Origin of the sequence: Buttiauxella selenatireducens (genome assembly GCF_031432975.1) — a bacterium.
Taxonomy (GTDB): domain Bacteria; phylum Pseudomonadota; class Gammaproteobacteria; order Enterobacterales; family Enterobacteriaceae; genus Buttiauxella; species Buttiauxella selenatireducens.
In genome coordinates, this window is record NZ_CP133838.1 from 4,163,852 (window position 1) to 4,179,810 (window position 15,959).

7 protein-coding genes are annotated in these 15,959 nt (G+C 50.7%); 1 reads left to right on the forward strand and 6 read right to left on the reverse strand.

The features are described from left to right. Positions 1–139 precede the first annotated feature (139 nt). A complete protein-coding gene (malZ, locus tag RHD99_RS19145; protein ID WP_309875950.1) occupies positions 140–1,957 on the reverse strand; it encodes a maltodextrin glucosidase in 1,818 nt (605 codons plus the stop codon). A 184-nt stretch (positions 1,958–2,141) separates the two neighbouring features. On the opposite strand from malZ, the gene RHD99_RS19150 reads away from it, so the two are divergent. Beyond that, positions 2,142–2,435 (forward strand): YicS family protein, encoded by a 294-nt coding sequence (locus tag RHD99_RS19150; protein ID WP_309875952.1) that lies wholly within the window; start codon positions 2,142–2,144, stop codon positions 2,433–2,435. A 120-nt stretch (positions 2,436–2,555) separates the two neighbouring features. On the opposite strand, the gene RHD99_RS19155 is transcribed toward RHD99_RS19150, so the two are convergent. The 5 genes from RHD99_RS19155 to phoB all read right to left on the reverse strand — a co-directional run bounded on the left by RHD99_RS19155 (position 2,556) and on the right by phoB (position 15,943). Further along, positions 2,556–10,424, reverse strand: a complete 7,869-nt coding sequence (locus RHD99_RS19155) for a S6 family peptidase (RefSeq protein WP_309875954.1) — start codon at positions 10,422–10,424, stop codon at positions 2,556–2,558. Between the two features lie 322 nt (positions 10,425–10,746). Further along, positions 10,747–12,120: a proline-specific permease ProY gene (gene proY, locus RHD99_RS19160; protein ID WP_309875957.1), complete on the reverse strand. Its 1,374-nt coding sequence runs from the start codon at positions 12,118–12,120 to the stop codon at positions 10,747–10,749. A gap of 71 nt (positions 12,121–12,191) precedes the next feature. Then, positions 12,192–13,514: a branched-chain amino acid transporter carrier protein BrnQ gene (brnQ, locus tag RHD99_RS19165; RefSeq protein WP_183271360.1), complete on the reverse strand. Its 1,323-nt coding sequence runs from the start codon at positions 13,512–13,514 to the stop codon at positions 12,192–12,194. Positions 13,515–13,923: 409 nt separating this feature from the next. After that, positions 13,924–15,231: a phosphate regulon sensor histidine kinase PhoR gene (gene phoR / locus RHD99_RS19170; protein ID WP_309875959.1), complete on the reverse strand. Its 1,308-nt coding sequence runs from the start codon at positions 15,229–15,231 to the stop codon at positions 13,924–13,926. Between the two features lie 22 nt (positions 15,232–15,253). Further along, positions 15,254–15,943 carry a phosphate response regulator transcription factor PhoB gene (gene phoB, locus RHD99_RS19175; RefSeq protein WP_309875960.1) on the reverse strand — a complete coding sequence of 230 codons (690 nt, stop codon included), beginning with the start codon at positions 15,941–15,943 and terminating at the stop codon, positions 15,254–15,256. Positions 15,944–15,959 lie beyond the last annotated feature (16 nt).

Genomic DNA, 15,959 nt, shown 5'->3' on the forward strand with positions numbered 1-15,959 from the left:
GTTCGGGTGTAATTCTTATTTATGGCTATTACTCAATTAAAATAGCGGGTAATAATTTTCAATTCTGTTGTATTCACGAGGCAAGATCACAGCACCAGTTTCCCCCCTCGCCTGGCGAAAAGGGAAACCGGTTACAGAGTCAGAGGTTATGCCAGAGGGAAACCGAAACACCGGGTAGTGACAACTGGTGATTATCCAGGTGGGCTTCACCTTCGAGTCGTGTCCAGCTTCTGCCGCTTAACAACGGATTCCACGGCAGTGTCACATCGCATTGCTCAGCACGGTTAATCGCCACCAGCACTCGTTCATTTTGATAAACGCGAGCAAAAACCACCACATCTCCATTGGCGTAAATCACCTGACAACCACCGTGGCGCAAGGCTCGGCTTTTGTGGCGTAACTTGCCAAGGCGTTGATACAGCGCCAACAATTGTAGATCTTGTTGATCCGGGTCCCATGGGAAAGGTTTGCGGCAGAAGGGATCGTTATTGCCATCCAGTCCCACTTCATCACCATAGTAAACGCACGGCACACCAGGCCAGCAATAGAGCCACACGACAGCCAAAGGTAAGCGGTCCACATCTTTACCAAGGATTGACTTGAACCGCGCGGTGTCATGGCTGTCGAGCTGGTTAAACATGCGCAGTTGTTGCTGATGAGAAAGCCCCGCACGATATTCATCCATCCACGCCATACAGGTTTGTGCATCTATATGCTGTGGATCGTAGGAAATATCCGTGTTGGCAAGGAATCCCCACAGCGGGAAGGTGAACCCCCGATAGTTCATCGCCGCATCTTCTGCATCTGTCTGCAGCCATTGCCGGGCATCGCCAAAATGTTCCCCCAATATATACGCATCAGGCTTGGTTTCTTTCGCCGCCCTGGTGATACCGGAGACATGCCGTAGATTGTTTTTTGCCCCGCCAGCTTCACCCAGCATATGCACGACATCCAGCCGCCAGCCGTCAATTCCCCAGGGTTCACGTAACCAGTAGCGCACCACACTTTCTTCGCCCTGGTAAATCTCGTCAACCAACGCGGAAGAGTGGTAATCCAGTTTCGGTAGGCTTGAATAACCCAGCCAGTCGAGGGCTTGCCCGTCCTGGTTATAGCTGTAAAAATCGCGCCACGGGGATTGCGGATTGTGGCTTGCACCGCTGCCGTGAGTTTGTTGACGGTCAAACCATTGGTGAGTATCACCGCTGTGGTTAAACACGCCATCGAGCATCAGGCGCATGCCCAGCCGCTGGGTATTTTTGCGCAAACGCAAAAAGGCATGATCGCCACCAAACTGCACGTCTACGCGGCGATAATCCTGGGTATCGTATTTATGAACACTCGGAGCGGTAAAAATAGGATTGAGGTACAGCGCGGTCACGCCCAACATCTTCAGATACGGGAGATTTTCGCTAATACCGTCAAGATCACCGCCATAGAAGGTTGATCCCCCTGCATCTGCGATGAGAGGCTCATTCCAGTCACGCAGTATGATGTCGCGTTTTGCGGCGTGGTGATAATAGATCTGATCCTGTTCTGGTGTGCGTTGTTCGCTGCGCGCAAAACGATCGGGGAATATCTGATAGAAGATCTGATCCTGCACCCATTGCGGGCCGTCATCAGGCAGGTCGACCGCAAACTGCTCAAGACGTGCAGGAGGGATCGAGCTCAATCCTTGCGGCGTTAACCAGCGCTGTTTATCCAGCCATAGCAATTTAAAACTATAGCGGCGACGCGGCTGCCCTTCAGATAAATCAATTACCCCGCGCCATGCGACGATGCCATCACCCAGTGCTGCCTTCTGCCGAGTCATCTGCACCGAGGTTTCCTCGTTATCTTTTTCGTAACGTAGTACCACACGATGCGGTAAATCATCGCCAGAAACCCATAAAGTGATGTAAAGCTTGTCTTTACGTGTCTGAATAAAAGGGGGCACCGGAAGGTGCCAGGCATTCAACATAATCGCATCCCCAGATAATAAATTGACGCCACCTTGCCACAGCGCGAGCGTGTATCACTCATCATTACTATTTTAATTGGGGGAGGAAAGCGGGGGTGGAGAAACAGCGCCAGTTGCTTAATAAGTTAGCGAAACCTATAGTGAAAACACTCCCGCCGATGCGCCCTGATAAAAGGAGATCGTCATGACTCTCGTCCGACCCCTTTCCCTGCTTTTACTCGTACTGTGCTCCACTAACGCTTTGGCCAGTTCAGCTTATGAAGCTCTACAATTTGGAAAGTATAAACAACAGATTACCGCAGACTTAAAAAAGACCTGCCATCCGCAAAAGAAAATGAATGAAGATGATTGGGCAAATAAAATACTCTCCAATGAGGAGAACAAACGTTACATCCGCGACGCGAGGATTGCGCTTGAACGCAACAATGAGAAAAACTATTGGGATGCAATTAGTAAAGTAGAGTGCCCGGAGATGTAGGGTAAAGTGAATGCAAAAGAGCCACCGTGTTCACGGTGGCTCTTAAAGAAAAAATAAACTATCCCCTAAATAATTCAAGTTGCAGCCAACGCACCTGCAACTTGAAAGATGACGGGTATATCAGAAGTTGTATTTCACGCGGATCATCCCTTCCTGTGACTGATAGCCCTGCTGGTTACTGCCCGTGTAGCTAAAGGAAGTACTGAGATGTGGCGTGAATTTAACCTCCACACCCGCTTCATACTCAATGATGTCACGCCCTAAAGTATCACTCTGAACGGCAAACAACGTGCCGTCGTTACTGGCGACGATACTGTCGTTGTTGTTCATCAACTCACGGCGATAGGTCACTTTCAGCGCTGGCGTCACTTGCGTGTTACCGAATGTCAGGTCATGGGAAATCTTCACTCCAACATTCGGCTGTACGCTGTCGTAGCGGTCTGAGTCGCCATGTACTTTCATTTTGTTGATGAATGTTCCAAACAACTCACCCTCCGACGACATATGTTCGTCGTAGCCAGAATAAAACACATTCAGACTATCAATCCCGACCTGCGGCACGATAGTGGTATTGCCCATCTGTATCGCCCAGTTGGCACTTAACCCCGCGGAAAGCGCGTTGCCAGTGATATCGCTTTCCCCTTCGCCCAGTTTCAGGCCATTGCTGGTGACGTCGCGCTTCACCTCGTTGGCTGAGTGGATGTAACCCAGCGCGCCGGTCAACACCATGCTGTCCAGTTTTTGTGAGGCAAAAAGATTTACCGCGTAACGATCGGCGCTTGCAGAAGAGCCCTGTGCCGAAAGGTCGAAATCGGAGTAATCAACCGACACACCAAAGCGCGTATTCCCCTGCTCCGTGTATCCACCAATAGAAATACCATCCACTTTGGCACTGCCATTGTCCGCCGTGTTGCCGTTACTCATGTGCGGCATAATCCACATCGCATCATCGTGGTAACAGGAGCCGGATAGATCGCAGATAGATTTCCCACCAGAAGACTTAGACCAGTCAACCTGATCCATACTCCATTGCGTTGGTTTTTGCATGCCAAGAGACAAAAGCTGTAAATCGTAGGCACGCAAGTTGCTCGGCGTAACCACGAACGTTGGCTGCGGTGTCGGCGTTACCGGGTCTGTTGGGTCCACGATTGGGTCAACCACCGGATCTGTCGGGTCCACAATTGGGTCAATCACTGGGTCTGTCGGGTCCACAATCGGGTCAACCACCGGATCTGTTGGGTCCACAATCGGGTCAATTACCGGGTCTGTCGGGTCTACAATGGGGTCAATTACCGGGTCTGTCGGGTCCACAATTGGGTCAATTACCGGATCTGTTGGGTCTACAATCGGGTCAATGACCGGATCTGTTGGGTCTACAATCGGGTCAATGACCGGGTCTGTTGGGTCTACAATCGGGTCAATGACCGGGTCTGTCGGGTCCACAATCGGGTCAATTACCGGGTCTGTCGGGTCTACAATCGGGTCAATTACCGGATCGGTTGGGTCCACAATTGGGTCAACCGGATCAACACTTACCACTGATGTGGTTAACGATACGTCATTCGCCCTGTAACTAAGTTGCTGATCAAACCCTTCAGGAACTCCGTTTAATGATGCGAATTCACCTTCGATCCCCCCCTGCGCCGTCAGGAAAACATACGACTGTGGAGTATAGGTCCCCGGCGCATAAATTGTCTGCAATCCGCCCGCAAGCGTTGCATGCCCCGTAATACCCAGTACCGAGGCGCCTTCAAGCGGGTCAATATCAATGAGCAGCCAGGCATCTGCGGTCTGGGCATAGTTACCGGATACACGTAGGCTTTTCCCTGCCCCTGCCGGGCGAACGTGCCCGCTGTTAAGCAGATCGCCGCCAATCGAGCCATATCCCTGAAGCGTACCACCGGAACTCACCAGCACATCACTGGCAAGGGAAGCCCAGTCATGCTGCTCGTCGCCAATTTCAAGGATCCCCTCTTCGACCCGTGTTTCCTGATCGAACGTGTTTTCCTGATTGAGCGTCAGCCTGCCGTTGCCGCGTTTCACCATCTGGCCCGCACTTCCGCTTATCAGTGTATCCGGCGTCATATCATCATCGGCGGCAAAAATAAGCCGACCCCCGTTGATGGCGATTTCTCCGGCAGGGGTGGATTGTGCCTGGCTGATGATCAGATCGCCCTGTGTCAGATCCAACAAGCTATCCCAGAGGCTGTTATCGCCGCTCAGGGTCAGCGCATGATTACCCTCTTTAATGATTTTGCTGTCGTTCTCGCTCCTCAGATTTGCGGCAAGTGTGGTGTCCTGTGTTGAAGCCAGCACCAGTTGGCTGCTGTTTTTTACCCATAAATTGCCGGTAAAGGCTGAGGTATCACCAAAGAAGGATGCGCCCTGGCTGCCGGTAATGTTCAACGTGCCACTACCCGAAATAGCGCCATACACATTCATTCCGGATTGTTCACCCAGCAACGTCCCCAGGGATGCGACGTCCAGCGTGCCGTTAATCTTCTGATCTAACGCTGCGCTGCCCGAAGTCAGAGTGCCACCATCAAGGATCACGCCATTGAGCAGATCGTAACCGTTCTGATCAAGCGTCGCCGTGCTCGCCACCGTCACCTTGTTTTCGCTATCGCCCAGCGCCTGGCTGTTGCCGAGAATGGTTTTCCCGCCGGACAACAGCGCATCACCGGTAAAGGTGTTGCTGCCCGCCAGCGTCAGGCTGCCGGTTCCCTGCTTATTGAGGTGGATTTTCTGGCCGGTGATAGTACTGTTCAGTGCTGTGTTCGTGGCGATCAGCAAATTCAGCGCCGACCAGTTATTGAGATCGGACGAAGTGATCGTTGAACCTGCCGCATTCGCTTTGATATTCAGCGTACCGCTGTGACCATGCAGATCGACGGTGGTGTCTTTTGCCAGATTGCTGAGACTGACGTTGCTGTCGCTGTCAAGCTTCAGCGTCCCGGTAGTCATGCGGATATCGCCGCCGGTTGCCGCTGCGGTGCTGCCCAGCGTCAGTGTCCCGCCCTGCATATCCAGTTCGTTGGTATAGAGATGGTTGTCGCCTGTCAGCGTCAGGTTTTTATCCCCGGTTTTGTATGCCTTTCCAGTTCCTTCCTGCGCCAGATTTGCCGCAAGCGTGGTGTCTTCAAGCGAAGAGAGATAAAGCTGACTGCCAGTTTTCAGCAACAGCTTGCCGGTAAAGGCAGAGATATCGCCAAAGAAATTCGCGCCCAGGGGTCCTGAGATATTCAGCGTGCCGCTGCCGGACAGTCCGCCATAAATATTCATGCCAGAAAATAACCCCAGCAGCGTTCCCGACGTTGCCACGTTCAACGTGCCGTTAACCTTCTGGTTCAGCGCAGTGCTGCTCGAGGTCAGGATGCCACCATCAAAGATCACACCATTAAGCAGATCGTAGCCGTTCTGATCGAGTATCGCCGAACTCGCCACCGTCACCTTATTCGCACTATCACCCAGCGCCTGGCTGTTGCCGAGAATCGTTTTCCCGCCAGACAACAGCGCATCACCGGTAAAGGTGTTGCTGCCCGCCAGCGTCAGGCTGCCGGTTCCCTGCTTGTTGAGGTGGATTTTCTGGCCAGTGATGGTGCTGTTCAGTGCCGTGTTCGTGGCAATCAGCAAATTAAGCGATGACCATTTATCGGTGTCAGACGAAGTGATCGTTGAACCGACCACGTTCGCTTTGATATTCAGCGTGCCACTGTGGCCATGCAGATCGACGGTACTACCCGCAGCCAGATTGCTGAAACTGACGTTGCTGTCGCTATCGAGTTTCAGCGTACCGGCGGTCATGCGGATATCGCCGCCGGTTGCCGCAGCGGTTCTGCCCAGTGTCAGCGTGCCAGCCTGCACATCCAGTTCGTTGGTGTAGAGATGGTTGTCGCCGGTCAGCGTCAGGTTTTTATCCCCGGTTTTGTAAGCCTTTCCAGTTCCTTCCTGCGCCAGATTTGCGGCAAGCGCGGTGTCTTCAACGGGCGTGAGATAAAGCCTGCTGCCATTTTTCAGTAACAAATTGCCGGTAAATGCAGAGGTATCGCCATAGAAGGATACCCCCTGGCCACCGGTAATATTCAGCGCACCGCTGCCGGATATCGCGCCGTAAAGCCCGAGGTTAATGCCAAAACCCCAGTTATTACCATTTAATGTTCCGCTGGTATCAACCAACAACGCGCTGCGTAACGTGGCACCCGCTCCGCCACCATTACCATTCGTCCCGGAAGCAATGGTGCCCCCATCAAGCACCAGGGTTTTGGCCTGGCCTGTGGTCTGGATGACATCACGCAATTCAAGAACGGTATTTTGCCCAACGGTCAGCGAACCCTCGCCACTGAATAGGCTATGATTGCTCCCGCCCCAGCTAATTTTGCTGTTCTTAAAGACGATGTCGCCATCAGTCAGCGAATCTTTCGCAAACTCGGTATTAATATTGTTCACGGTCAGGCGCTTGCCGTTGAGCTGGTATTTGCCAATCGTCGTCACATCTGTGGTGCCGCTGAACGTTGCCGTACTGTCATCATTTAGGTTAATTCCACCTAATGTTATTGCGCCTGAGCCACTGTTCATCAGAGAAGCTGAAGAAAGACTAACCATATTCGATACGCTGTGACCGTTCAGGTCGAGCATCGCGCCTCTTGCTACCGTCACGATATTTTCAGCCGCACCGAAAGCCTGATTGCTCCCCGCGAGGGTTTTGCCCTCGGAGAGCAGGACATCCCCGGTAAAGGTACTCATCCCGCCCAAGGCCAGAGTACCAGCACCTGTTTTTATCAGATGCATGTCTGCGCCTGAAATCAGGCTGTTAAGCACCGAACTCTCATCTATTTGTAGTTTTAGCGTTGAAGCATGGGTTTTATCAGAAGAGATAATTTTTGAATTGTGCGAGTTGGATTCTACATTCAGCGTCACACTGTGGCCGTTCAGGTCGATAACCCCACCGTCTTCCAAAACCACGTGCGAGTCTTTATCAATGGCGTTATCCACCCCCATTTTCAGGGTCATATCGCTTTTGCTGGAAACCGGGCTGCCACTGTTGTAGCCCCGAACCGTTACTTCACTATTTAAATCGTTGACCGTGTTTAGCGTGATAACACCACCGGCGTTATCCTGGGCATCGACGGAAAGGTTATAACCACTAAGCAAAGCACTGTTGATGAACACATCGCCGCCGCCGGAGAAGTAATAACCTGTCTGTGTCGGTTTTAGCGTGTTAATCAGCGTCAGCGTTTCACCCGCCAGCGCCCCAATAGCCAGTTGCTGGAAGGCACTCATGTCATAGCCAAAACTGTCTGTCACTTTGAGATCTATCATTCCCGAAGACTGCTCTGTGACGTTTTTAAAAACGTTAAAGCCAGCCACAGAACCATAATTCACATTCAGACGGCCATTACCCAGCGAGTTTTCGTAATCGGTGATCAAATTAATCCCACGTCGGAGCTCGATATCTCCGACCCAGTTTTCATTCATACTCGCGATATGTACTGTACCCGCACTCTGCCCATTCCCCAGGAACAGTGAAGAACCGCTCGACGGGAGGTAGCCGTTAATTTTGACCTCGCCGTCACCGCCGCCCAGATAAAGATCCTTTGCTCCGTAGGTTAAATTCTGACCGGAAATCCCCAACTCAAGCAGGCTACTACTCCCCAGATATAGATCTTTGGTCAGCAGGGCCATCATATCTGCCGAGGTGATGGCCCCGGTCAGCGCCAATACGCCACGAGAATCGTCAGAGATTTTCTCCAGAATAGAAGCAAAACTGTTCGCGTTGTTCCCTACATCTAGTACGCCAGCCTCAGCAATATTCCAGCCGTTAGATTGCATACCAAGGCTTGCCAGTGTTTCCGTGATTACCCGGCCAGATGAGATGAAATTGGTGCCAGTCAGAGTATTGATGCCGGTCAAATAAAGCGTTCCCAGCCCCTCTTTAATGATATGGCCCGCCCCGCTTAGCGTTGCGTCAATTTGAATGCGGAATGCCTCTTCCGGTGTCACCTTCAGAACAGAATGAATCCCTGAAAGATTGACGCTACCATCAAGATACGCCCCTTCATTGATACCTTGCTGGCTGCTGCTGACCTCACCGCCGGAAGTCATCACCAAAGACGAAGCATCGTCCAGCTCGAAGCGCCCACGCGCCATCGCATTGCGACCCACGGTAAACTGGCTGCCGGTTAAATTCACCAGACTGTCGCCGAGATTAAAAGAGGCGGTATCGTACTGCGTGGGGTCGATATAGCCCCCGGCATGTAGCGTATACGCACCCTGTATAGCCAGATTACCGTTGAGAATGTCCATTCCAGCGCGGGTATTCACATTGCCTTTTAGCGTCCATGACGAACCTGCCGTGCCCGGCGCATACACCAGATGCAGCAAGCCTTTATCTGCCGAACCGCCGTCAAAGAAGTTACCAAGATAGGTTTTCGGGCCGCTGCCGGTGAAGGTAAATGTGGATAATGCGTTGGCTTTAGAGGTGCCAATCGTTGCGCCATTATCCATATGGATAATATCGTTCCAGCTTAGAGACTGGCCGTAAAGATCGAGCACACCCCCGTTCACACCAAACCCGACCTGAGTCCCATCAAGCTGGCCCGCCGCACCCAGACGAACAATCGCTCTGCCACTGGTAATATGTATTGCATCAGCCGCATGACCGCCAATCCGTTGCAGAATAGTCAGGCCATCGCCGACATACAGACTGGAATGATTGACATTATTACCCGAAATAACCAGTGTCCCGAGGCCGATTTTGCGCCAGATATCACCCGCGCTGCCGGTCAGGTTGCTGATAACCGTCGCACCCAGATTAATAATGTAGCCCGCCGTGTTCATACGCCGGGTACTATCGCCACCATCCGAGAGAATATAATTAGAATTAAAGGTAAGTGAACCCGCACCCATGTCGAGATTTTGAGCCGTGAGTTCAAGTGTCCCACCGGCCCCACCCAGAATCAGGTTTTTATTGCTCATAAAATCTGTACTGGCTCGCGCGGAGGCGGCAATATCAGTACGAATACCGTGATAGCGGATAGAATTACCGTTGAGATTGAAATCCCCCTCTCCGGTATAAATATCCTGAGCGCCGACATAAATAATATCGGAAGATTTTGATGTCGCTATAAGCGAATCATTGAAATCATTGATTTTTACCTGTGTCCAATCTGGGGCTGTTCTTAGAAAAGTCCATTTATTATACCCCGCACCGGAACCCGCTGAGTTAACACCTAAAAACTTCCAACTTTGAGATTTTACATCCCATCCCCACATACCACTTCCGCTATCACCACTTAACGTACCAACATCAAGCGCCGTTATTTGGTTGACAGGGAGGAGGAAAGACAAATTATAAACCCCATCATAATAACTTTGCCCATTGATGATATTAAATCCACCGGCCAATGGGCCATAGCCAATGTAAGTTGCCTCTCCAACATCTGTTGCTATAGCAAGATACCCCCCTCCGGTACGAGCAATAAGAAGCCCTGCTTTAAATTGGCTGGTATCAGTAAAGAGCTCTGCGGGAGCCGCATCGGTCACAATGGTACGCTCGCGGGTAATTTTGTAGTCACTCCCGGCGTCCAATTCATAAGCGCTTTTTGTCACTTCATTCATCAGGGCATAGCTGCTCTCATTTTCCGCACCGCTAAATAAAGTGCCGTCTAATTGCTGGTAACGCTTTCCAAATGAAATATTGTCGTTGTATGGAACATGCGTTGCTGTCGCAGTGACCTGAGAGTTAATTAACGTTGAAAAACCACCATCAACGCTGGCACTAAAATCAGGCATCACATTAATGATTCCACTCAAAGAACCATCAGTATGATAAACAGGTATATTCGTCGCGCCCGCAGAAAAAGCACCCCGGTTTTCACCAAAATCACGATACACCTGAACGTCGATATCATCACGCATTAACGCAGCGGCGGCTGGATCTATTTGCCCAGCAAATATTAGTGAAGCGAGTAGTTTCTTTTTAAATTTCATTCGTTTTATCCTTAAACGAAGACAATATCCGACCAATAATACTAAGGGGAACAGAGTATGAGGGGGTGGGTGTCTTAATAAATCAATAAAAAATAATACTACAAAGCAGCATTGATGCATTGCTATAAATTTCAAAAAACCAATTCATATACATATATTGCATTTAAAAACATATTAATTATTGATAACAATGAAAATTAGCAAATCGAATTAATTAAGTTAGTAACTTTAATTAATAACACATATAAAAAAGGCCCAAACAAATAGAAATCTGTTCAGGCCCTAATGATTGCCATAAATAAATGGCATACAACTTTTATAATTATCGGTTTTCAGCAGCAGCCAGAAGGCTACGACGCTTAAACATCCAGCCTACCAACAGCAATACTATCCACACACAGCCAACGTAAAGCGAGATGCGGGTGTCCGGATGCCAGCCGATTAACCCAATGATAAATACCAGGAATACCAAGCCCACAATCGTGGTTGCCACGCCGCCCGGCACCGGGAATTTCAGCGCCTTCGTTTCATCAGGAGAAAGCTTACGGCGGAAGGCAATCTGCGACAGCAGGATCATTATCCAGACCCACACCGTGGCAAATGTTGCCAGCGAAGCAATCACCAGGAAAACGTTTTCTGGAATCAGGTAGTTGAGTACTACCGCCAGTAACAGAGCGCAACACATGACCAACACGGTGACCCAGGGAATGCCATTGCGTGAAGTTTTGGCGAACACTTTCGGGGCGCTGCCCTGCTCTGCCATGCCGTGCAACATTCGGCCCACACCGAATACGTCACTGTTAATTGCTGAAAGCGATGCGGTGATCACCACAAAGTTAAGAATACCTGCCGCAGCCGTAATCCCCATATGCTGGAAAGTCAGCACGAACGGGCTACCTTCCGTCCCCACCTGGTTCCACGGGTAAATAGACATGATGACAAACAGCGTACCGACATAGAACACCAGGATACGCAGCGGAACAGAGTTGATTGCACGTGGGATCGACTTCTGTGGGTCTTTCGCTTCACCCGCAGTAATACCAATGATTTCAATGCCGCCGTAGGCAAACATGACCATCTGCAACGACATAATCATGCCTATCCAGCCATTGCTGAAGAAGCCGCCATTGCTCCACAAGTTATGGATGCCCGTAGGCTGACCACCGTTTCCAATGCCCCAAACGATGATGCCGATACCGGCTGCAATCATGATAATGATGGTAGCGACTTTGAAGAAGGAGAACCAAAACTCCAGCTCACCAAACACTTTTACGCTCATCAGGTTAATGGCGCAGATAATCAGCACCACGCTCAATACCCAAACCCAATGCGGTACGGCCGGGAACCACAGCCCCATATAGATGCCAAACGCGGTGACATCGGCAATCGCGACAATCAGGATTTCAAAACAGTAGGTCCAACCTGTGATGTATCCTGCCAGCGGGCCAAGGTTATCTTGCGCATAGCGTGAGAATGAACTGGCGGAAGGGTTATGAACCGACATCTCCCCCAGCGCACGCATAATGATGTAAGCAGCAACCCCACCGATGATGTAAGCCAGTAAAACACTTGGCCCCGCCATTTTGATTGCGTCTGCCGAGCCATAAAACAACCCGGTGCCAATTGCCGAACCCAACGCCATAAAGCGTATGTGCCGGGTACTCAAGCCGCGCTTGAGCTTATTAGCGTTTTCCATTGATTCCATACCTGCTTAACAATAAAAAAAACCACGGAGCAGAGCCCCGTGGTTGTACAAAATTATAATTTTTAGTGGGCTGTTTGAGCCACTTGTCGCCCTGCAGCGCGGTCCCATATGATGGCAATCACTACCATGATGATGGTTGGGAGCAACCATGCCAGGCCCTGGTCAGACAACGGCAAGCGTGAAGTCCACGCGGGCAAAATGTCACTGATTGCGGAGGCTTTAATCCCATCAATGATGCCAAACAATGTACTAATGATCATTGCCGGCGCAATTACGCGAGTCGAGTTATGCCACCACGGACGGGTGAAACTCAGCACCACCAGCGCAATACACGGTGGGTAAATCGCCGTCAGCACCGGAATCGAAACCTGAATCAGATGACTCAACCCGAGGTTAGAAACCACCATCGAGAACAAGCCGAGGATAAACACCAGCGAACGGTAAGACAGCGGCAAATACTGGCTGAAGAACTCAGCACACGCACAAGTCAGGCCAATAGCCGTTACCATGCAGGCGAGGAAAATCAACGCGGCCAGGAAGAAGCTACCTGCACCACCGAAGGTGTGTGCCACATATGCATGAAGAATGGCTGCACCGTTGGCATTTTGGTCAGCCACCAGCGTGGCACTGTCTGAACCCAGGCGGAACAGCGCAAGGTAGATCAGCGTTAAGCCAATACCTGCAATCAGACCAGCCCAAATGGTATAACGCGTCAGCAGACGGGATTCAGTCACACCACGCGAGCGCGCAGCGTTAACAATAACAATGCCGAAGACCAACGACGCCAGGGTATCCATGGTCAGATAGCCATTCACAAAACCGTTAGAAAACGCGGCATTCTGATACGCCTCAGTCGCAGTACTGATCCCCCCCGCAGGCCACAACATTGCACCCGCAGCCAGCGCCAACAGCGCGACAATTTTCACCGGCGCCAGCACATGCCCTACGGTATCCAGCAGTTTGCCCGGATAAAGTGAAATGGCGATAACAATAGCGAAGTACACCACGCTGTAGATAAACAGTGGCAGTTCGCCCGTGCCGACCAGTGGCGCAATCCCCACTTCGAAGGAAACGGTAGCCGTACGCGGTGTCGCAAACAGCGGGCCAACAGCCAGGTAGCAAATCGTGGCCAACAGCACACCGGCACGACGGCCAATCGGTGAGCTGAGGCTATCAATGCCACCGCCAACACGAGCAATGGCGACGATAGTCAGAACCGGCAGGCCCACAGCCGTGACCAGGAAACCGAGTGACGCAATCCAAACGTGTTCACCCGCCTGTAACCCCACCATCGGTGGGAAAATGATATTGCCTGCTCCGACAAACAGCGCAAAGGTCATAAACCCTAATGCGAGGATGTCTCGAGATTTTAAATGATGGGTCATAAAATTTTTGCAGCCTGTGGGTGTGTGGTGTTGAAAGTATTTAAATTTTTATACCTGGTCACTCGGTATAAAAGCGGTGATTGATAGCGACGACAGCGAAAAATCCTTTCCGGGATCGGTGGCGAAGAATAGTTGTTTGAATTACCACTCAAATCCAGTCGGTCTACTAATCACAGGGGCGCAATTAAAACGCTTATAGCGTATGAAGGCAAGAAGGGATCCTAAAACCAGATTGATCTCCTTAAATTAGACTTAAAGTCAGTATATTTGTTTATCCGTTAGAAAGTAGTATGGTTTATTGTGTGGTTAAATTATAACCGATTAAGCGTTTTTGATTTACAAGTGAACAAAAAAAACACAGACCAGCATGCTGGCCTGTGGAAAGTTTTTTTGACACAGAAGCATTCAGCTACTCTGTCTGCCCTTCTTTTTCGCTAACGATTAACCGCTCAGGCAGCACAAAGGAAAATGTCGAACCTTTGCCAGGCTGGCTTTCGATATTCAGACGCGCATCGTGATGGCTTAAAGCATGTTTCACTATTGCCAGTCCCAATCCACTGCCGCCGGTTTGCCGCGAACGCGCCTTATCCACGCGATAGAAACGCTCGGTCAGGCGTGGAATATGTTCCGCTGAAATACCCGGCCCGCTATCCGTCACGCTAAAGCACGCGCCGCCTGCCACCCGCTTCCAGCCTACTGTAATGTGCGTCCCTTCCGGCGTATGGTTAACCGCGTTATACACCAGGTTTGAAATCGCGCTACGCAACTGTTCATCGTTACCGAACACTTTTAGCGAGGGATCAATATCGAATTGCAGCGTCTGCCTTTGCTGGCTGAGAGTTTGCGCTTCTCTCTCCACCACCCGCAACATCAGTGGCACATCAATCTTTTCATTGAGTACCATGGCCGGAGCCGCTTCAATTTTTGACAGCGTCAAAAGTTGTTTCACTAACCCTTCCATGCGCGAAGTTTGCTCGCGCATGGTGCCAAGAGCTTTCTCACGCAGCGGCCCTTCAAGCGTCTGATCCTGCATCATCTCCAGATAACCTTGCAGCACCGTTAACGGCGTACGAAGTTCATGGCTTACGTTGGCAAAGAAGTTACGTCGCGCCCCTTCCAGTTGGTGCATCTGAGTGACATCGCGCGCGACCAGCAGCCACTGTTCGTCGCTGTAAGGCATAACACGAAATTCAAGATGACGACCGTTGTTGAGCACCAGCGTCAATGGACGGGAGAAATCTTTTTGCGTCAAATAGCGGGTAAATTCCGGGTAACGCAGCAGGTTTAAAATGTTCTGCCCATTATCATCCGGCCAGCGTAACCCCAGCAGTTGTTGAGCCAGTCCGTTACACCAAAAAATTGTCCCTTCTTCCGTCGTCAACACAACGGCATCAGGCAATGATTCCGCACCGCTACGAAAGCGTTTAATCAAATTACCTAACTCTTTGCGGCGCTTTTTATTGCGTAACTGCATTTGGTGAAGGCCGTATAACAACGGGTCCCAACTTCCGCGACCGGGAGGAGGCGTCATGCTGCGATCCACCCACAGCCACCACGACAAACGCAGCAAATTCCAGAAATGCCAAACCAGCAGTCCAGTGACTGCCAGTAATAAAAACCAGGGTAAATGGCCAAAAATCAGGCCCAAAATGATGGCGGGTATGCAACAGAGCACCAGCTCCATCACCAGCCTTTTCCATGACAACCGTTCCAGCACGCGTCACTCTCCTGCTAAGGGGTTAAAAGCGGGTTGAGAACCGATAACCCGTACCGCGTACTGTTTGTACCATTCTGTCATGTCCACTGTGTTCGAGCGCTTTGCGTAACCGCCGGATATGAACGTCCACTGTTCGGTCTTCGACATAAACATTGGTGCCCCATACATGATTAAGCAATTGTTCACGGCTATAGACCCGTTCCGGGTGCGTCATAAAGAAGTGTAACAACTTAAATTCCGTCGGGCCCATATCCAAAGGATTTTCACCGGTCATCACGCGATGTGATGAAGGGTCAAGGCTTAGCCCGTGCATTTCAATCACCTCTTCCACCGCCATTGGGGAGATTCGGCGCATGACAGCTTTAATACGAGCCACCAGCTCCTTGGGTGAAAACGGTTTGGTAATGTAGTCATCGGCCCCGACTTCAAGGCCTCGCACGCGATCTTCTTCTTCACCACGCGCCGTCAGCATCATCACGGGTATTTCACGCGTCAATACCTCACGTTTCAAATGCTTGATAAACTGAATACCTGAGCCGCCTGGTAACATCCAGTCCAGTAAAATCAGATCCGGGAAAGGTTCAATAAGCAGATTTACTGCACTGTCATAATCTTCCGCTTCTACAGGCTGAAAACCGTTTTGCTCGAGCACAAAACTCACCATCTCACGGATTGGAGCTTCATCTTCTACGACTAAAATACGCTTCGCCATGATTCGCCCTGCTTAA